Origin of the sequence: Moorena producens PAL-8-15-08-1 (assembly GCF_001767235.1) — a bacterium.
GTDB classification, from domain to species: domain Bacteria; phylum Cyanobacteriota; class Cyanobacteriia; order Cyanobacteriales; family Coleofasciculaceae; genus Moorena; species Moorena producens_A.
Window position 1 is genome coordinate 9,287,192 of record NZ_CP017599.1, and the last position, 18,493, is coordinate 9,305,684.

17 protein-coding genes and 1 tRNA gene are annotated in these 18,493 nt (G+C 44.0%); 9 read left to right on the forward strand and 9 right to left on the reverse strand.

The features are described from left to right. The first annotated feature begins 72 nt into the window (after nt 1-72). Nucleotides 73-1,788, forward strand: a complete 1,716-nt coding sequence (locus tag BJP34_RS34055) for a VWA domain-containing protein (RefSeq protein WP_070396160.1) — start codon at nt 73-75, stop codon at nt 1,786-1,788. Between the two features lie 209 nt (nt 1,789-1,997). Here BJP34_RS34055 and BJP34_RS41750 read toward each other — a convergent pair whose 3' ends face one another. Then, the gene (locus tag BJP34_RS41750) at nt 1,998-2,243 is read right to left on the reverse strand and encodes a hypothetical protein (protein WP_149031337.1); all 246 of its coding nucleotides are present in this window, start codon (nt 2,241-2,243) and stop codon (nt 1,998-2,000) included. Between the two features lie 78 nt (nt 2,244-2,321). On the opposite strand from BJP34_RS41750, the gene fabD reads away from it, so the two are divergent. From fabD to BJP34_RS34070, 3 genes are all read left to right on the forward strand, one after another. Next, a complete protein-coding gene (fabD, locus tag BJP34_RS34060; protein WP_070396161.1) occupies nt 2,322-3,218 on the forward strand; it encodes an ACP S-malonyltransferase in 897 nt (298 codons plus the stop codon). Between the two features lie 706 nt (nt 3,219-3,924). Beyond that, nucleotides 3,925-4,575: a hypothetical protein gene (locus BJP34_RS46190; protein ID WP_070396162.1), complete on the forward strand. Its 651-nt coding sequence runs from the start codon at nt 3,925-3,927 to the stop codon at nt 4,573-4,575. A gap of 290 nt (nt 4,576-4,865) precedes the next feature. Then, nucleotides 4,866-6,593 (forward strand): DUF3685 domain-containing protein, encoded by a 1,728-nt coding sequence (locus tag BJP34_RS34070; protein ID WP_070396163.1) that lies wholly within the window; start codon nt 4,866-4,868, stop codon nt 6,591-6,593. Between the two features lie 126 nt (nt 6,594-6,719). On the opposite strand, the gene BJP34_RS34075 is transcribed toward BJP34_RS34070, so the two are convergent. Further along, a complete protein-coding gene (locus BJP34_RS34075; protein WP_070396164.1) occupies nt 6,720-7,319 on the reverse strand; it encodes a hypothetical protein in 600 nt (199 codons plus the stop codon). A 507-nt stretch (nt 7,320-7,826) separates the two neighbouring features. Here BJP34_RS34075 and sbcC point away from each other — a divergent pair. Then, the gene (gene sbcC, locus BJP34_RS34080; protein WP_070396165.1) at nt 7,827-10,847 is read left to right on the forward strand and encodes an exonuclease subunit SbcC; all 3,021 of its coding nucleotides are present in this window, start codon (nt 7,827-7,829) and stop codon (nt 10,845-10,847) included. A 202-nt stretch (nt 10,848-11,049) separates the two neighbouring features. Here the strand turns inward: sbcC and BJP34_RS34085 are convergent, their stop codons facing one another. The 3 genes from BJP34_RS34085 to BJP34_RS34095 all read right to left on the reverse strand — a co-directional run bounded on the left by BJP34_RS34085 (nt 11,050) and on the right by BJP34_RS34095 (nt 13,309). After that, complete coding sequence (locus BJP34_RS34085; protein ID WP_070396166.1) at nt 11,050-11,433, reverse strand: DUF29 family protein; 384 nt, start codon at nt 11,431-11,433, stop codon at nt 11,050-11,052. Between the two features lie 652 nt (nt 11,434-12,085). Then, a complete protein-coding gene (locus tag BJP34_RS34090) occupies nt 12,086-12,772 on the reverse strand; it encodes a carbonic anhydrase (RefSeq protein WP_070396167.1) in 687 nt (228 codons plus the stop codon). A 450-nt stretch (nt 12,773-13,222) separates the two neighbouring features. Beyond that, a tRNA-Ser gene (locus BJP34_RS34095) sits at nt 13,223-13,309 on the reverse strand. A gap of 84 nt (nt 13,310-13,393) precedes the next feature. Between BJP34_RS34095 and BJP34_RS34100 the strand changes: the two genes are divergently transcribed. Together BJP34_RS34100 and BJP34_RS34105 are read left to right on the forward strand one after the other, a co-directional pair. Continuing rightward, nucleotides 13,394-13,762, forward strand: coding sequence for a 2Fe-2S iron-sulfur cluster-binding protein (locus BJP34_RS34100; RefSeq protein WP_008178059.1), 369 nt, complete (start codon nt 13,394-13,396; stop codon nt 13,760-13,762). A gap of 76 nt (nt 13,763-13,838) precedes the next feature. Further along, the gene (locus tag BJP34_RS34105; RefSeq protein WP_324610994.1) at nt 13,839-14,309 is read left to right on the forward strand and encodes a thermonuclease family protein; all 471 of its coding nucleotides are present in this window, start codon (nt 13,839-13,841) and stop codon (nt 14,307-14,309) included. 152 nt (nt 14,310-14,461) lie between these two features. Here the strand turns inward: BJP34_RS34105 and BJP34_RS45195 are convergent, their stop codons facing one another. Next, the gene (locus BJP34_RS45195) at nt 14,462-14,620 is read right to left on the reverse strand and encodes a hypothetical protein (protein WP_158517634.1); all 159 of its coding nucleotides are present in this window, start codon (nt 14,618-14,620) and stop codon (nt 14,462-14,464) included. 21 nt (nt 14,621-14,641) lie between these two features. On the opposite strand from BJP34_RS45195, the gene BJP34_RS34115 reads away from it, so the two are divergent. Both BJP34_RS34115 and BJP34_RS34120 read left to right on the forward strand, forming a co-directional pair. After that, nucleotides 14,642-15,484, forward strand: coding sequence for an inositol monophosphatase family protein (locus BJP34_RS34115; protein ID WP_070396170.1), 843 nt, complete (start codon nt 14,642-14,644; stop codon nt 15,482-15,484). 91 nt (nt 15,485-15,575) lie between these two features. Further along, the gene (locus BJP34_RS34120; RefSeq protein ID WP_070396171.1) at nt 15,576-15,950 is read left to right on the forward strand and encodes a Nif11-like leader peptide family natural product precursor; all 375 of its coding nucleotides are present in this window, start codon (nt 15,576-15,578) and stop codon (nt 15,948-15,950) included. A gap of 218 nt (nt 15,951-16,168) precedes the next feature. Here BJP34_RS34120 and BJP34_RS34125 read toward each other — a convergent pair whose 3' ends face one another. The 3 genes from BJP34_RS34125 to BJP34_RS45200 form a co-directional block, all read right to left on the reverse strand. Continuing rightward, entirely contained in the window at nt 16,169-17,173 is a 1,005-nt protein-coding gene (locus BJP34_RS34125) for a pentapeptide repeat-containing protein (RefSeq protein WP_070396172.1), read from the reverse strand. Beyond that, the gene (locus BJP34_RS34130) at nt 17,166-17,921 is read right to left on the reverse strand and encodes a hypothetical protein (RefSeq protein WP_149031338.1); all 756 of its coding nucleotides are present in this window, start codon (nt 17,919-17,921) and stop codon (nt 17,166-17,168) included. The genes BJP34_RS34125 and BJP34_RS34130 overlap by 8 nt, the downstream gene beginning before the upstream one ends. 179 nt (nt 17,922-18,100) lie before the next feature. Next, nucleotides 18,101-18,250: a hypothetical protein gene (locus BJP34_RS45200; RefSeq protein ID WP_158517635.1), complete on the reverse strand. Its 150-nt coding sequence runs from the start codon at nt 18,248-18,250 to the stop codon at nt 18,101-18,103. Between the last annotated feature and the right edge of the window lie 243 nt (nt 18,251-18,493).

An 18,493-nucleotide genomic window follows, 5' to 3' on the forward strand; every position in this document is an offset into this window, starting at 1 on the left:
TCCCTATTCCCTATTCCCTGTTCCCTTTTTTAATCAATCCTCTGTTTACATCTCAACTAAAAATTCTATATTATGAATACTAAATTCTTGAATTATCAGCGCCTAATTCACCTGAGCACGGCGTTGGGTATGCTTTTTCTAGGAGCTTGTGTGGGAAAACCCAACCGTCTAACCCAGCAAAGCTTTGAGGTCAAATTCTTAGTCGGTAGCGCCTTAGGGAAATTCTGCGAGCAAGCAGCCGAGCAATTTAACCAACAACAGCCCAAATTAGACAATGGCAAGGGGTTTTATCTCAACTGCGACACTAAAAGTAGTAGGGATGTGGTAACTAGTCTGACATCCCTGGCGAAACAACTCAAATCCCGTAGCCTTAAGCGTAATCGGCCAGAATTTACTACCTTAGTTTCCGTGGATGGGGAAATCTATCATCGTCAGTTAATCGATCAGATCAATCAGATTTTTCCAGGGAAAGATTACATTGGAGAAATTACCGATGCGCCGTTGTTAGCCCATAGCCCCATGGTATTTATGACATCGGCAGAATTAGCCGATGGATTACGGCAGCAACCGGATTTGTACAAAGCTTTGGTTAATACCAAAACCCACCAGGAACTGGATCCCAATAGCCCTCAATTGCCCATTCACCTTGTCCACACTGCTCCTACTGGCTCCAATTCTGGTTTACAAACCTTAGTGGCTCAATTTGCCAGTGTATCTGGTAAAGAACCAGAACACTTGACAGTAGCCGATGTGGAGGGTTATCAGACACAGATCCAAGCCATACAGAGTAAAGTGATTCGCTATGGTGTCTCTACCAGGTCCTTGGCAAAGGACATGGTGAAGAATGGTTCATTTTGGGCATCAATTGCTTCAGTGTACGAGTCTTCAGTGATTGCTGCAAATTCCGATCAGCAAGCTGGGCAAAGCCGCTATGAGGCAGTGTATCCCCAGGCCACCTTTACCTCAAATATGCGAGCAATTTTACCCAAAGCTCCTTGGGTAAGTAGGCAGGAAAAGGCTGCTGCGCAACAGGTGATTGACTATTTGCGATCGCCTCAAGTCCAAAAAATTGCCACAGAACTTGGTTTAAGGCCAGGTGTACCAGAAGTGCCATTAGGTGCCAAGTTTTCTGCTCAATTCGGTGTTGACTCCAAGGCTAGATACGATTCCCTGGGTTCCCCTCAACCAGAGGTAGTGGCAGCAATGCTCAAGTCCTGGCAGGAATTTGCCAAAAAACCCTCACAAGTGGTGGTGCTGGTAAACTCTTCCGGTTCTATGTCGGAGAATAAATTAGCAGCGGTTCAAAAGACCTTGCGCGCATATATCGAGAGTTTAGGACAAACAGAGCAAATTGCCCTGATTGATTTTGATTCCGAGATTCGTCCACCAGTATTGGTAGATAGCACCCCTCAAAAACGCGATCGCGCTATGGCGTTTATTCTTAATCTCAACCCTGACGGGGGTAATCGGTTATATGATGCTGCCCTGGAAGCCCGTAACTGGTTACAAAACAATTACCGAGAGGGTGCCATTAATGCTGTGGTGATTTTGACCGATGGCGACGATTCTGATTCTAAGCTTCGTCTTGAGCAACTGTTTCAAGAACTTGAAAAAACTGGCTTTTCCAGCGAGAAGCGAATTGCCTTTTTCACTGTTGGTTACGGTAACGAAGGAGAGTTTAATCCTAAAGTACTAGAACAAATTGCTGAATTTAATTGGGGATACTACCGTCAAGGGGATCCATCAACTATTTCTAAATTAATGGCAGCTTTAAAACTGGAGTTTTAAAAAAAATTAAGGATTAATTATGACCTATTAATTGATAGTAAGTATTCAGCCGTCAGCCGTCAGCCGTCAGCTTATTTTATTCAAAAGCTGTTGGTGTAGCGTTGGCTATGGGCATAAACTTTTCCGGTAGCGTGGCTACAGCGCTTTTGGCTGATACGCGACACGCGCTATAGCTGAATGCTTACAATTGATAAGGATTTACTCTAACATTATAGGGCGTTGCTTAATAATGGAATGATTTGACTAGTTTTGTAGAATGGGCATCTTTTAGGTGTGCTTGACCCATTAAGAATTAAATTCGCCACGGGCCGCACCTGTGGAATGGGCATGTTGCCCGTTACAATCTGGGGGCAGGCAGGATGCCCACTCGAAGATTCAGCAATGCATTGGAGTAAATGTCGGTAAACCAAATCAACACTCAGGAGTTCCCACTCAGCAATCAGCGCAACTGACATAATTCAAATCCATAAGACCACCAAATTGTACAGCAATAGCAGATAATTGATTCTTGACGGCAAATAAATAATAAATAAATGATAAAGACTGCATGGGTGTTTCCCGGGCAAGGTTCCCAGGCACCAGGTATGGGAGTTGACTTATTAGAGTTGCCCTCTGCAAAGGTTAAGTTTAAGCAAGCTGAGGAAATTTTAGGCTGGTCTGTGCTGGATATTTGTCAAGGGGAGTCCGATCAGTTATCTCAAACCCTCTACACTCAACCTGCCTTATACGTAGTTGAGAGTATCCTGGCTGATCTGCTCATGGAACAAGGGGAACGACCCAATCTAGTAGCCGGTCACAGTTTGGGAGAATATGTTGCCCTCTACACTGCGAGGGTATTTAACTTTGAGGCAGGGCTACGCCTAGTCCAACATCGGGCTAAATTGATGGATAGTGCAACTGAAGGCATGATGGTTGCTCTGATTGGCTTCAAACGCCCAGAACTTGAAGAAAAAATCCAGCAGATACAGGATGTTGTTATTGCTAATGATAACAGTCCTGCTCAAGTGGTAATTTCAGGTAGACCAACAGCAGTTCAGGATTTGCTGAGTCAGATTAAAGTCAAACGGGCTGTTCCTCTAAAAGTGTCCGGTGCCTTTCATTCTCCCTTAATGGCTCAAGCAGCAGCTCAGTTCCAGGAACTTTTGCTGTCTGTCCCCTTTGCTGATGCCCAGGTACCAGTATTATCGAATGTGGACCCTGTACCCAGGGTAGAGGCAGCTACCTTAAAACATCAACTCCAGTGTCAAATTACTGGTTCAGTACGATGGCGAGAAATTTCTCTGAGGCTACCAGTCGAAGGCATTGAGAAAGTGGTGGAAGTCGGACCAGGTAAGGTGCTGACTGGCTTAATTAAACGGATGTGTCCCAAGTTAATTTTAGAAAACGTTAATAGCATTGCTGATCTGCAACAATGCTTAGCAGTAAGCTAACTCGAAGCCCTAAGCTCGACCTAATTCATGTCTTGGATGGCGGCGCGATCCTCTTTGAAGCGCCGCTTTGATGAAATTCCCCCAATAGTTATCAGGGTGTAGAGATCACAAATGTGGCAAGTGTGTGGAGATGGGGAGATGGGGAGATGGGGAGATGGGAGCGATTTTTATTAAGGGCACCTAACAAAGATTCCAAAATTAATAAGCAAAAATACTTATCTTATCAAGATCATATCCAGAGGTGCGACCCGTGGCGAATTTAATAATTAGATGCGGAAAGCGCACCTATAGGCATTTCACGCATCAGATGGGAATACCGCTGCATATCGCTTAAATCCAGAACCATTAGGTTTTTTTTAGTTTCTCAAACTTACCTAACATTCTTGATTGAGTCGCTTTTGAAATCGGAAAAATATGAGAAAATGCAAAATCACAGAGTAAATAGGTAAGTCAGTTGACATTCGATGGCTCGAAAAGGTCTCTGGATTGGTGGTCTTTAGACAAAAAATCAACCACTGTTTCCTTATGGCTAGCAAACTGACTTGTGCTGACTTACCCCTGACCAGTATAAGACTTTGAACCAACGGGTTTTGGTTAGGGGAAAGGGTTAGCTAAATCAGCATTTTTATAGCTGATTTATTTGCTCTATTTATTGTTTTAACAATATTACTAAAACAAATCAATTTTATTCCCAAAGGAGTTGCCCATGCTTGAAATAATGAGTATTCACAAAGCTGATGAAATAAATCAACTAAAAAAAACAAAAAGTGGAATAATTACTGGCAAAATGGAACTCAATATAAAAATTAATGAGTTGCCTATAGCAAAAACTGTTAAAAACGGCTGGCAGGAATTTAATGTTGATTGTGATGGAACGATGTTTACGATTAAGGTCAAACCCAAAGTTTGGAAAAAAATCACGACTGCTAATGAGATGTATTCCATGTGGGTCGCTGTTATTACTGGCAAACTGGGAGCGAAAATTAACAAAGGGTTTCGGGTAGAGCAACCAGGCATTCAAGTATTTGAGAAAAAACCCAAGGCACCAAAACCAGATAAAGCACAGCTACAAGCCCAATCACAGGCACAGCTACAGGCACAGCTAGCTCAATCACAGGCACAGCTAGCCCAATCACAGGCACAGCTACAGGCACAGCTACAGAACCAATCACACGAACAGCTAGACCAATCACAGGAACAGCTAGCCCAATCACAGGCACAGCTAGCCCAATCACAGGAGCAGCTAGAACAATCACAGGAGCAGCTAAAACAATCACAGGAGCAACTAGCTCAATCACAGGAACAGCTACAGGAGCAGCTAGCCCAATCACAGGCACAGCTACAAGCACAAGCCTAAGCAAAGACCAAGAATTGGGTATTAAACTGATTTAATTTGAACAGTTATTATCAAATTTCGTTAATCGTTAATTGAGAATTAATAATTTGAAATTAACGATTAACAATTAACGATTAACAATTAACAATTAACAATTAACAATTTTCCTGGATTCCTGCTCCAGCGGGTCGGTTCCTCAGCCACCAACCCAGAGAAGGTTAATGTTATGCTAGCCTAAATGGCTAATTGTTCATAGTGTTAATTGGTTTACAGGCTTTAGCCATGAGCCATTTCCTATAGGCTATCTCCATATGAGCGATCGCATAACTCATATCCTTCTGATTGATGATGACCCAGTATTCCGATTGGGTCTAAGGACTGCCTTGCAAGCCTTCCAGGATCTGCTAGTTGTAGCTGAGGCTGATACTGGCACAGAAGCCCGATCAAGATTAGCGGCACTAGAGGGGACCAACTCCGTGGATGTGGCAATTTTGGAACTAGCTTTGGCTGAGCCTAATTCAAATCAAGAGGTAACCTTATCAGGATTGCCACTGTGTCAGGGATTACGGCGGGAGTACCCTAACTTGCCAATTTTACTACTGACCAGGGAATCTAAACCCACTGTGCTAGCAGTAGCTCAAGCATTGGGTGTCAATGGCTATTGCCCCAAAGGAGTCGCGATCGCTACCATTGTTGAAGCCATTGGTCAAATTATTGAGGGTCAATCCTATTGGCAGACACTGTCTAGCTTACCTACTGTATCCTATAAAGCTGCAGGTTTTGCTCCCTGGTATCAACAGTGGCGTAACTCAGGATTCCAACAATTTGAAGCCGCTTTAGGCCAGGTCAATAGTCAGCTGCAAAATCCTCGTCTTTCCAATTGGGATTGGCTGTTTTGGACTGGACGCCGTCGAGAACTATTGGTAGCCCGTTGGCTGGCAGATCAGCTATTACCGGCTAGCATCATTCTGGTGGAACCGTCACGGGACAATGCCTTAGTGCCAATGCCTAAACCGGAAACGTCACTGACTGTTGCGCCAAGGGCTCAATCCCAGCTTAGCCCTAACGGAGCACTAGTTGAGCGGAGAGTTGAGCGGACAATGGTAAAACTTCAATCTGGTTTATCCAACCTCTCTGGTGTTCCCCTAGAACTTGACATTCTCCAAGTAGAGAAAAGAGCAGAGTTACTTGGTTTAGTCTTCCAAACCTTTGAAACGCTGATTGAAGATTTGCGCTTGTCTGAAGTAAAACTGGAACAGTTACCTCAGAAGCAACAGCTGATTCTGAAAGATCTGTGGGAAGCATCAGTCACAGATTTCTTCGGTAAGTATTATACCTTGTACACGGACAATACTCAACTAGAAGTTGTCACTATTTTGCTGGGTAACTATCCCATCGTAAAAAAGGAAATTCTTGATAAAATTCCTCTAGTCATTGATTTATTAGCTCATCGGCTATTTGACAGCTCATTAATCATTGATAATGTCTCCTATCCTGCCCACACGCCCGAAGCAATTCAACGGTCAGAATTTATCTTGGACAATTTAATTATCCAAATCGGTAATGGGGTGATTCAACCGTTATTAAATCAATTGGCAGATGTAGAAAGTATTAAGGGAAATTTTTATCATAAAAATCTGATGTCATCTCGGGAAATTGCCCGATTTCGCAATAATCTCTCCTGGCGATATCGCCAAGATAAATTATTTGGTGAGCCACAAGCAATTTTCGAGAGTCGATATGATTTATTTATCCTAACTGACACTGGCATTAAACAAACCAGTATCTATGCTCCCCGACGTCGAGAATTAGAACGGCTACGAGGTTTTCAGCTCGCTGTGACGTTAGCCTATGAGCTACGGGATGCTCTTTCTCCCCGTATGCAAGCCGCTGTTACTTGGATTGGTAATGGTGTGGTGTATGTCTTAACCCAAGTCTTTGGTAGAAGTATTGGTCTAGTAGTTCGTGGTGTAATTCAGGGCATTGGTAACAGCGTCCAAGAGGCCAGGTTTGGTAAAAATCCTGGACGTGGGAAGTAGGGGAAGACAGGGAAGAGGGGAAAGTAAAAAAATACCATGACATCCAGCATTGGGACTGATTCAACCCTCCCCACCTAAACAATTTTAGAAAACAATTTTAGAAGCCCCTGCCTTTAGGCATAGGTTTTATGACTCATTCACAGCCACACCATTTTTGCCATTACTCTGAGTATGTTCTACTACCTCCGAGCCTAGAGGATTAGCTTGATGCTGAGATGGTGGCAAAGCGGGTTCTAATATTTCCCAAGCTTCTTTGGCAATGGGCAAATACTGATCGTGAGCGGCTTTAGCTTCAGCAAATTTTGTTAAGGTTTTGGCAAAATTTCTATCCGTTGCCAGTTTCATATGTTCCGGTGTCAGGGGGTCTCGGGAAAATAAGGCTTCGATTACTGGCCGTAATTCCACCGCTTGTTGGCAAGCTTGTTCCAAATTTACCCTTAAACTTGCTAAAGATGCGATCGCTTTTACTGACTGAATAATCTCTGCTTCTTCACCATCTGTATCACTGGTACCTAGTGGCTCAACTAAAATCAAATCGTCAGCACTTAAGCCATCGGCAAAGCTATCCTCATTGACCGTAGTGTCTTCTGAGTCTTCCATGCGCCGTTGAATCTCTTCCAGGGCTTTGGCTCTGTTTCTGGCATTGTCGGTTCTGCCGGGGACTTCAACGATGAAGCCCAGTTCCTTTAAATCCTTAGTTGTATATTGCACCGTAGCTTTTGACATAATGTTTACCCTAGTTTCGGTGTCCGATTAGATTAATCCTACTTAGATTTATAGTACGCCTGATCGAGTTCCCCATGGAACATGGTTCCAAAACCGCAATGGAGTAAGCATATGGGCGTGCGCGTTCAGCTATAGCGCTACGCGTAAGGCAAGAGGCAAGAGGCAAGAGGCAAAAGTTGACTACAACAGCTTTTGCTGCTTTTATCAATAATGTCAAACACCTTAATGTGTAGTGCTATATCAGCTCTGAGCTCTCAGCCAAAGGCCACGCTACGGGAATGGCCACGCTACACCGAACAGTTTATGCCCATAGCCCATTAGCTGATAGCTGAGAGCTGACCACTGATGGTCTAGCTAAGAATTTTTGCTTACTAACTATTTATTAACTTTTGTAAAAATGAGCGTTCAAGACCTACAAAACTGATATATACGTCGTTACACTAAGCAAAGTGTGTGATTATACTTAATTTGATCAAGTATTAACGGTGTGAGGCTTGTGGATCCTAGATGATTCCTATTCAACTAACTCTAAAAAACTTCCTCAGCTACCGCGACGCAACTCTAGACTTTCGCGGTCTTCACACTGCCTGTATTTGTGGTCAGAATGGAGCAGGGAAATCGTCCCTGCTAGAAGCCATTACCTGGGCAATTTGGGGACAAAGCCGTGTTGCTTCGGAAAACGATGTCATCAATACTGGGGCGAAGGAAGTCCGAGTAGACTTTATTTTTCAAAATAATCAACAAACCCATCGAATTATTCGGACTCGCCACCGAAAACAGGGGAGTTCCCTAGAGTTTCAAGTGGAAACACCAAATGGTTTTAAGTCTTTAAGCCAGAAAGGAGTACGAGCAACTCAATTATTAATAATAGCGAATCTGAAGCTAGATTACGATACCTTTATCAACTCCTCTTACCTGCGTCAAGGTCGAGCCGATGAGTTTATGGTCAGGCGTCCCAGTGAACGGAAACAAATTCTGGCAGATTTGCTCAAACTAGACCAGTACGAAAAATTGGCAGACCAGGCAAAGGATTTGTCAAAGCAGTTGAAAGGTCAAGTAGAACAGCTAGAGCAAAGTTTGCAGGGTATTAAAGAACAACTGGGAGAACGGGATGCGATCGCAAAGGAAACAGCTACCCTCGAAACTGCTTTACACCAGCTGCAACAAGACCAAGACCAAGACGCGCAACAACTCAAAAAACTACAAGCCATTGGACATCAGCGCAATAGCTGGGAACAACAGCTGAACTTTGTGAGGACACAATATCGTAATCTTACTCAAGATTGCGATCGCATACAACAAGACATTGCTACTGCTGTTGCCCAACAACAACAACTTTCTGAACTACTCTCTCAAGACCAACAAATTACTGCTGGTTATGCCGAATACCTCCAGCTACAAGAACTTGAAGAAAGTCTTGCCGCCAAATTACAGACTTATCAGAAAGCGCAACAGCAACGACAACAACTCCAACAGCAGCTTAATCAAGACATTAATCAACATAATCTGCAAATCCGTGATACCCAAGCTCAACTAGAAGCCTTGAGTACTCAAGAGCAAGAGATTCAAGATACTCTCTCCCGTTCAGGGGAAGTGGCTACAGCCCTGGCACGACTTAACCGATCTCGTCAACGCCTTAAGCAGTTAGATAATCTGCAACTAGAAGTCTCTCCCTTGTTGCAACGCCGTGGGTCTATCCAAAGCGAACTTGACCGGGTTCAAGCCAGACTCAGTGCCAAATTAGAAGAACTGGTTTCTTCTGAAAAACAGTTATCCCAGCAAGTAGCAACAACACCTCAGCTCAGACAGGCGGCACTTCAGTTAGAGGCTGAACTTGGAGAATTAGAGAAAAAGCGGGTCTACCTGTCTCGGTTACAGGACAAAGGACTAGAACGTCGAGGCTTTCGAGAACGCCTCCAAGAAAACCAACGTCGCTATCAAAAATTACTGGGGGAACTGACCCAAAAAATCCAGTTTCTGCAAGTTCAGAACGCAGTTTGTCCCTTATGCGAGCAGCCTCTAGATGCAGCCCATTCTGACCGGGTGATTCAGAAAACCACTGCTGAGCACAAGGATGTTCAAGATCAATTCTGGGTAGTACGAGAGCAGCTAACCGTTTGTGAACGAGAACTTCAGGTGTTGCGCCATGAATACTCCCAAATTTCCCAACAACTCTCTCCTTATGAACAGTTGCTCGAACAACGGGGACAACTAGCAGCACAACTAGAAGCTACCGACGAAGTTTATGACCGACTCTATGAAGTATCTGAGGAAAAGAAAGAACTGGAACAATCCCTTACTATTCGTGCTTATGGGGTAGAGTTACACGAAGAACTCAGGCAACTCGACCTCCGAGTCCAACAGCTCAACTACGATGAACAAACCCATGCTCTAGCACGGGGGGAAGTTGACCGCTGGCGCTGGGCTGAAATCCACTCGGCTAAGCTAGAAGAAGCAAGACGGCGTCAGCAAAAAATTGATGCCCAGAAACCACAGCTGCTTCGAAAGCTGGATAGTCTTCAAGGCTCAGTGCATCAGTTACAAACCAATTCCCCGTTGAAGCAGCAATTGGATCAGCTGGATCGATACATTGCTGAGATTGGCTATAACTTGGATGCTCATAATCAGGTTAGAGCCTCCTTGCGTCAAGCCCAATCTTGGCAACTGCGTTATCAGGAATTACAAACCGCCCAAGAGCAAAATCCCCAAGTCGGTCAACGCTTGGCAAGCCTAACTCAAAGCCTCCAGAGCAGACGCTGTAATCTCAAGGAGGTTAATACACAAATTGAGGATATTGTCAAGCAAATGGAACAAAGTCCTGATGTCACTAGGGACATCCAAGCCTTAGAACAGGGGATGAAGCAGCGCCGACAGCAAATGGATAAACAACTATCCCAGCAGGGGCGTCTCCAACAACGGTTGCAGCAACTGGAATCCCTCCAAAGTCAGTATCAACAGCAACTCGAAAAGCTGCAACAACTCCAGCGGCAATATCGGGTGCATCAGGAATTAGCGATCGCATTTGGCAAAAATGGCATCCAGGCACTCATGATAGAGAATATTTTGCCTCAACTAGAAGCCCAAAGCAATCAAATTTTGGCTAGACTGACTGGGAATCAGTTACACATCCAAATTGTTACCCAAAAGGCCGGGAGTCGGTCTTCTAAGAAAAAAACCAAGCTGATTGATACCTTAGATATTTTAATTGCTGATGCCAGTGGTACTCGACCTTATGAAACCTATTCCGGTGGTGAAGCATTCCGGATTAATTTTGCCATTCGTCTGGCATTAGCACAACTGTTGGCCCAACGCTCAGGCACATCCTTACAAATGTTGATTGTGGATGAGGGGTTTGGCACCCAAGATGCCGAGGGGTGTGAGCGATTGATTGCAGCAATTAATGCGATCGCATCCGATTTTGCTTGTATTTTAACCGTGACTCATATGCCTCAGTTTAAAGAAGCCTTTCAGACCAGGATTGAAGTATCTAAGACATCCCTTGGCTCTCAGTTAAGTTTGACCATGTGATCAATGCTAATATTTGTAGCAAAGGGAATAGGGAGTAGGGAGTAGGGAGTAGGGAGTAGGGAGTAGGGAACAGGGAATATGGTATCAAAAATTCTCACAATTCCTACAGGGATTGCTGATTGCTGATTGCTGATTGCTGATTGCTGATTGCTGATCGCTGATAGCCCTACAAAATCAAATCCATTGCTGTTTTTATAATTTCCTAGCGCTCCACCATTTTAGCAATTTTTTCAGCTTCATAACTTCCTTCAAATGCTTCTAATGAAGCGCGGTCTAGTGCGGATTCATAAGCATCTTCTAAAGTTTCTAATAATTCCGCTTCCGTTAGATAAGTTCCTTTAGCTTTGTGGCGCTTATTAGTTCGTTGAATTTGTTTAACAGAATTACGGATTGATACTTCCCAAGATTTAGTCGTCCGTTTCTCAGCAGCTTTTTTAATTAGATGTAACAGCAGAATAATTCCATAGCTAAATAGTTTATTCAGTTTATCCGATTTGCTGATATCCTCCAATTGTTCAATCAGTTCCAGGGCTTCAGGGATTTTGCCTTCGTAGAGTAACTCCTTTAGAGTCATTAATTCTTCCATTGGCTATTCTTCCTCCGCTTTTCAATTGACCCGTCGCGACTAATACCGAAATAACCAAAGATATAGCAATCGAAGTAAAGCTTAAGACATATTTCTACTCCCTGCTCCCGATTCCCGACTCCCGACTCCCGATTCCCGATTCCCGATTCCCGACTCCCGACTCCCGATTCCCTACTCCCTACTCCCTACTCCCTGCTCCCTACTCCCCTTAACCCATTACCCATGACCAAAAGAACCGTAAAATTGCCCAATGTCTCCAAATAGGCTATTCAACTAATTCCGCAATTATACGGTTATCGTAATCCTGAAATAGCTTCTACTATAGTAATATCTAAACCGAAATCTCGGGACTATAATAGAGGCTGTTATAGTCGATATAGTTTCGGATCTTGTGTTGACTAACGTTAAAAAGACGGTAGGACAATAACTAGTCCAACGGGAATAAGCTATCAGGGCATCTACACATAGGGTTGCAAATAGGTTGTTGTAAACTAAGAAGCTGATTCAACTGTTGGCTGTAAACTGTTTACGACTTACTGACAACAGTTTACTACAGGCTAAGAGTAAAAATGATGCTAATTAGATTATAGCACCTCTAAGCAGGGTAGCATCTACTTTTTTTTTCGCTTATTATTATCACTTAGATTAGAGTTTATTCGGGAGAACCTTTATAAATTCTTGCTTGCTGCTGAGGTGTTATCCATGCTCCTCTTGAAAACTGGGTTTGAGGGGGTACAAACTGCTTTTGCAGTGGACTATATTCCAGAACCTCTCCCGTTTCTATCTTATAGACCCAGCCATGAAGCCGAATTTCCTCACTTCTGAGTCGAGATTGAATAACTGGGTAAGTACGTAAATTTTGTAGCTGGTTAAGGACGTTTTCCTCCACCGCCCCATTCAGGAGTTCGTCACCTTCATAGTCTTGATAGTGTTCTTTGATAATCCGGCGAGTAGCTTCGGCATGCTTGAGCCATTGGTAAACGGCTGGCATGTCCTCTTCTAGCTTGTCGATTTTCAGTAAACCTTTCATCGCTCCACAGCGATAGTGACCGCATACGACAATTTCATTAATGCCTAAGGCATAAATAGCATACTCTACTGCTGCTGGTTCACCGCCATTACTTGCTCCATAAGGCGGTATGATATTCCCGGCATTGCGGATAATGAACATTTCACCAGGCTCAGTTTGAGTAATCAGACTCGGGTCAATCCGAGAATCTGAACAGGTAATGAATAGTACCCTGGGATGCTGCCCGTGAGACAGTAACTCAAATAGGTCTCGGTGGGTCTCGAAGTATTTGGTCTGGAATCGATGCAGACCTTGAATCAACTGCTTCATTTCAGGCTTACAGCTAGATGCTCTATATTGGGATCTTAATTATTTTATAAGGAATAGCCCTCTTATACCGAGTTGCATTCAAAGATAGTAGATTGCTTGGATAGGGAGATGGGGAGATGGGGAGATGGGGAGATGGGGAGATAGGGGGAACAGAAAGTTGTACGTTTGACCGCAACTTGGTATTAAATGACTTTTGGGTTTGTATTTAGGTCAGCTATCAGTTATCAGCTATCAGCTATCAGTTATTAGCGGTCAGGGATTAGCGCTACGCGCACGCGTGCGCGTTCAGCTATTAACTATCAGCTATCAGTTATCAGCTTTCAGCTGACCAGGTAAGTATTGGTTTAATCTCTGTTAGCTCTGCTGACGGCTGACCACTGACCGCTGACCGCTGACCGCTGACCGCTGAATGCTGACCGCTGAATGCTGATAGTATTGATTGAATCGGTACGGAGAGGGAGGGATTCGAACCCTCGTTAGAGTTACCCCTAAACAGCATTTCCAGTGCTGCGCCTTCAACCACTCGGCCACCTCTCCAGGTAAAGTATTCAGTTGGAGCTTTGAATTTTTCTCAACTCATCGCCCGATTTCTTATTATACAGAAAATTATATAGGAAGTCAATGACTCAATCGTACACCATTCAGATTCATAATCGCCAAACTGGTGCTAAGCACAAGGTAAACGTGCCAACAGACCGCTATATCTTGCATTCCGCAGAAAACCAAGGTGTGGAGCTACCCTTTGCCTGCCGCAATGGAGCCTGTACCACTTGCGCAGTGCGAGTGTTGGCAGGAAAAGTCTACCAACCGGAAGCCATGGGACTATCTCCACAATTGCGGGAGCAAGGCTATGCTCTATTATGTGTGAGTTATCCCCGGTCAGACCTAGAGGTAGAGACTCAGGATGAAGATGAAGTGTATGAACTTCAGTTCGGTCGATATTTTGCTAAAGGCAAGGTTCGGTTTGGGCTGCCACTGGATGAGGATTAGGACACTAGCCGAGCAGAGGTACAGTAGAGCGGGTAGCCTGCTTAGTTGCTTTCTGCTCTTCCTCGGGGGTTGCCAATTGACCAATGTCCCCAACCAGACTAGTGCTCAAGTGCAACAGGTGATCAGTGGACACACGGTGGATGTCTTGATCACCAATCAAGATCCACCATTAGTGGCACGAATCCGGATGATTGGTATAGAGGCACCAAGCTGGAAACAAAAGCCTTGGGGAGATCAGGCCAAAACCTGTTTACAGAAGATCCTTAGTGAAACTAGTGATCAACAATCGGTTATGTTAGAGCTCGATGTAGAGGAACAAGACCGCTATAGTCGCTGGTTAGCCTATGTATGGATAGATGGTGTGTTGGTCAATGAGCAGTTGGTAGCTAAGGGCTGTGCCTTAGCGTCACCCCTAGCCCCCAATAACAAATATGATGAGAAAATGGCTCGTGCTCAAGAATACGCCAGAATTATGGGCTATGGGATTTGGAACCCAGATCAGCCTTTGCGCTTGACACCAGCAGAATTTCGCCGTCAAAATCCTTAGTGGTTATCAGCTATCAGTTATCAGCTATCAGCTATCAGCTATCAGTTATCAGCTATCAGCTTTCGGCCTGTGGCCAAGCTACTTGAGGTGCTTATTGGTACAGTCACAGTGTCGTTCGCACAGCGTGGCCTTTGGCCAAAGCCTGTGCCACGCTAGTTGAAGTCTTTTGAATAAAATAAGCTGACCGCTGACCGCTGACCGCTGACCACTGACCGCTGAGCACTGACCGCTGACCGCTGACCGCTGACCGCTGACCGCTGACTGCTGACCGCTGACTGCTGACCGCTGACCGCTGACTGCTTACAATTCATAAACTACAGGTTATCTGCTCAATGACAGAACATACCTCCGAACAACTACAAACTTTCCTTGATATTGCCGCTAAAGCTGCCACTGCTGCTGGTGATGTTTTGAAAACTTACTGGGGCAATCTCAAAACTGTAGAAGAGAAAGGACGTCCTGGAGATTTAGTCACTGCAGCTGATAAAGAAGCAGAAGCAGTAATCTTAGATATACTCAAAAATGATGTACCAGACCATTCGATTCTCGCAGAAGAATCCGGTCAACTGGGAGACAATCAAAGTGAATACCTATGGGCGATTGACCCCCTCGATGGTACTACTAATTATGCCCATCAATACCCCATTGCTGCTACCTCTGTGGGGTTGTTGATTGACGGCAAGCCTCAGGTGGGAGCAGTATATAACCCCTTTCGGGATGAGTTATTGTGTGCAGCTGTGGGCTTAGGGGCAACCTGCAATGGTGATCCAATCCAGGTTTCCCAAGTCTCTGAGCTGGGTAAGAGCTTGTTAGTGACTGGATTTGCCTATGACCGGCGGCAGACTTCCGATAACAACTATGCCGAGTTCTGTTACCTGATTCATCTGACTCAAGGCGTTCGTCGTAGTGGTTCTGCATCCATGGATTTGTGTAATGTTGCTACTGGACGATTGGATGGCTATTGGGAACGAGGGCTTTCTCCTTGGGATATAGCTGCTGGCATCGTTATCCTAGAAGAAGCTGGTGGTAAAGTTAGCGCATATGATGGCAGTCCTATTGATATTAATTCTGGGCGGATTCTGGCAACTAATGCCAAGATTCACGACAGTCTCAGTGCTGCCTTGTTAGAGACACCACCTTTATCGTCTTGGCCTTTATCTTTTTCGAAAGAATAATAATTAATAATTGTCATTAATTATAATTGTCAATGTAAAGTCGATTAACTAGCGTCCATGAGTGACGCATTTTTTATAGCTAATATCTACAATGTCTACAATCTCTACAGAAACTGTTGCTCAATTTTTCCATGCTATTTCTCAACAAGAGGATTTAAAAGAGCAGCTAATAGCTACTAAAAATCCAGAAGAGGTAGTTAAGGTAGCACAGGATTACGATTTTAAGTTTACCGTAGCTGACTGGCAACAGTTTATCCAGGGGCATCACTATAGTCAGCCTACCAGTGATACTTTTAAAAAAGAAATAATAGGATTAGATGTTACAGAAGAACAGTTAGATGCTTGGTGGAAATTTGCTTGGGAAACAGGAGATATCAATCTGATCGCTTGGGTTTATGACAAGAGAGATGCTATCACTTGGGTGCAATTGCTAGATGAGTTTAAAGTGATTAAAAAAGACGATTAATTGTCAGCTTAAGCGCTACGCGCACGCCTGCGCGTTCAGTGGTCAGTGGTCAGTGGTCAGTGGCCAGTGGTCAGTGGTCAGCCGTCAGCCGTTGGCCTTTGCCTGAAAGCTGTTCGCGTAGCCCATAAACTGATAGCTGAACGCGCACGCGTGGGCGTAGCCCATAAACTGATAGCTGATAGCTGATAGCTGATAGCTGATAGCTGATAGCTGATAGCTCAAGATTCAATCACCCCATTAATCAGTAAAGCTGCCTTAGTTTTGTCTAAAATAACTTTTTCATAGGTTTTGATTGAGTCCTTATTAATGGGTGTAGCCATGAACCGATAGTGACTGGAGGTTGTTAGTTCATCAATCTTCAGGTTAGTCGCCATTGGGTCTTCTATCTGATACTCTTTCTCGAAGTAAAGTAAGCTAATTGTGGTCAGGTGTATTCGATCAGCAATAGCAGCAGCAAGCAAGCGATAAAAACGAGCTGCAAAACGAGGGTCTTGCTCTAGTTTATGGGTTAATTTAGCTCGATCAATTGACCACACAATGGAGTCTTCTAAAGCTTTAACTGTAGCGGAAGGGGGATGATCTTTCACAAAAGACATTTCTCCGACTACTTCACCGTTGGATAATCGAGCAATTTCCCGACTTTTCCAAGCTTCAACGGAAACGGTTAAGATGCCATCTAGGACAATGTAGAGGGCATTGATCGATTGTCCTTCATGAATCAAGACATGACCAGCTGGAATTTCTTTACTCTCCCCTGTGGCAATCATCCAATCTCGGTCACGGTCATTCAATTCATTCCAAGCCAGAAGCACTTCCGTGATACTAGGTTCCCATATCCCTCCTCGCTTGATCAGGTTATCCTTGGTCTGTTCAACCAGACCGGGATTTTTGCCAAACCGAGTTCCTGTGACTTGGGCATTACTGAGATTAGCATGGCTTAAGTTTGCTGAAATCAAGCTAGCCCCACTCAAGTTAGCGCCACTCAAGTCAGCGCCACTCAAGTCAGTGCCACTGAGTTTAGCATCCCTTAAATCAGTATCACTTAAGTCAGCATGGCTGAGATTAAGACGACTGAGATTAACACCCCTAAGGTTAGCACCTGCAAAGTCACTAGTAATATCTAAACCAGCAACTTCTGCTAATTTCTGGAAATTCTTGGTCTTGGCTGCTCGAAAACCTTGGAGTGTCTTGTTTATTTCCTGGCTTAATTCTTGATTAAACATCCTGCAATACTAACCGACTTACATAAGGTTTTAATTGGCGCTTGAGTAAAAATAAGACAATCTTTCGATCTAGGACTGCCCGTTCTTCTCGACTAATTTCTTGAAACCAGATTCCCTCCGCTTCATAAAGATGGACATTTTTCGGCAAAACTGTGAAAATCGCTTCGATATAACAGGGTTGATTGATATCTTGTTTGGTAATGCTGCCTAACCATATACTGCTCAGGGTTCCAGTTAATAATGGCTCACCACTTTTGGCAGCAAAAACCCAAGCTGGACTGGTTTCTCCACCTTTGGATGTGATCTGGTAATCCATGATGGTGAATTCATCAGTTTTTTCGTGATTGATATTTTTCCTGAGATTTAATTCTGTGCCAAGGTTGAACTCAATTTGATTGGAATTACGGTCTAAACCCATGGACATCTTCTTGTCATGGTGAATTTGACTACCTTGCTTTGACCGTCGCTTTTTCTCTATGGAAACTTTAAAATCATCATTGAAACCACGGTTAGAATAGGGAAGTTTGCCATTGGTTAAGTTCAGCCTTAGCTCTCCACCGGTTAGCCCAAGTTTGATGCTACCACCGGGTAGTTCTAAAAATTGATCATGAAAGTTTATCGTTAATAATAGGTCAATTTTATCTGGCTGAACGATAGTCCCCTCTAATTTCATGAACAGGCAATCTTCGTATTTATTCTCAATTTCAATAGTTTCAAGTTCTTTTGGCAAATCCTGCGTTATTACCATGCCCTCTGAAATTGGAATTATGAAGTTACTTTGATTAAAACCTAACATAATAATTTATATCTTTTTAATCTATGTTGATCAGAAATTAAGATTTACGAAAGCTATAATAATCCTGGATTTATTCCGAGAAATTACTTATATAGCAAGTCTTATACCCATGAGGTAAAAATCTCTGGGTTTTAGGGAGCAGGGAGCAGGGAGCAGGGAAGAGGTAAGAGGGAAGAGGGAAGAGGGAAGAGAGAACAGTTGACCCGGTGGGTGGAATGGGCATCTTGCCCGTTATCAATATCTGGTCGAGCGGGCAGGATGCCCACTCTACTGCTATTCATTACTTGATTCAGCAACGCCAAAAGCCAAGCGAGCTAGCCACAGTTAATCCTGGTGGGCAAGGTGATTGGTCAATCCAAGCGCTCCAACCAATTTATTTCCCCTTGCCCACCCTACAAAACTGTGGTGCGTTACGGGACGGACTGTCCCCATACTGGCTACTGATAAAACCAGGGTGAGTCCGTCCCTAACACACCCTACCCAACTAAAAATTCATTCTTCATTCTTCATTCTTCATTCTTCAT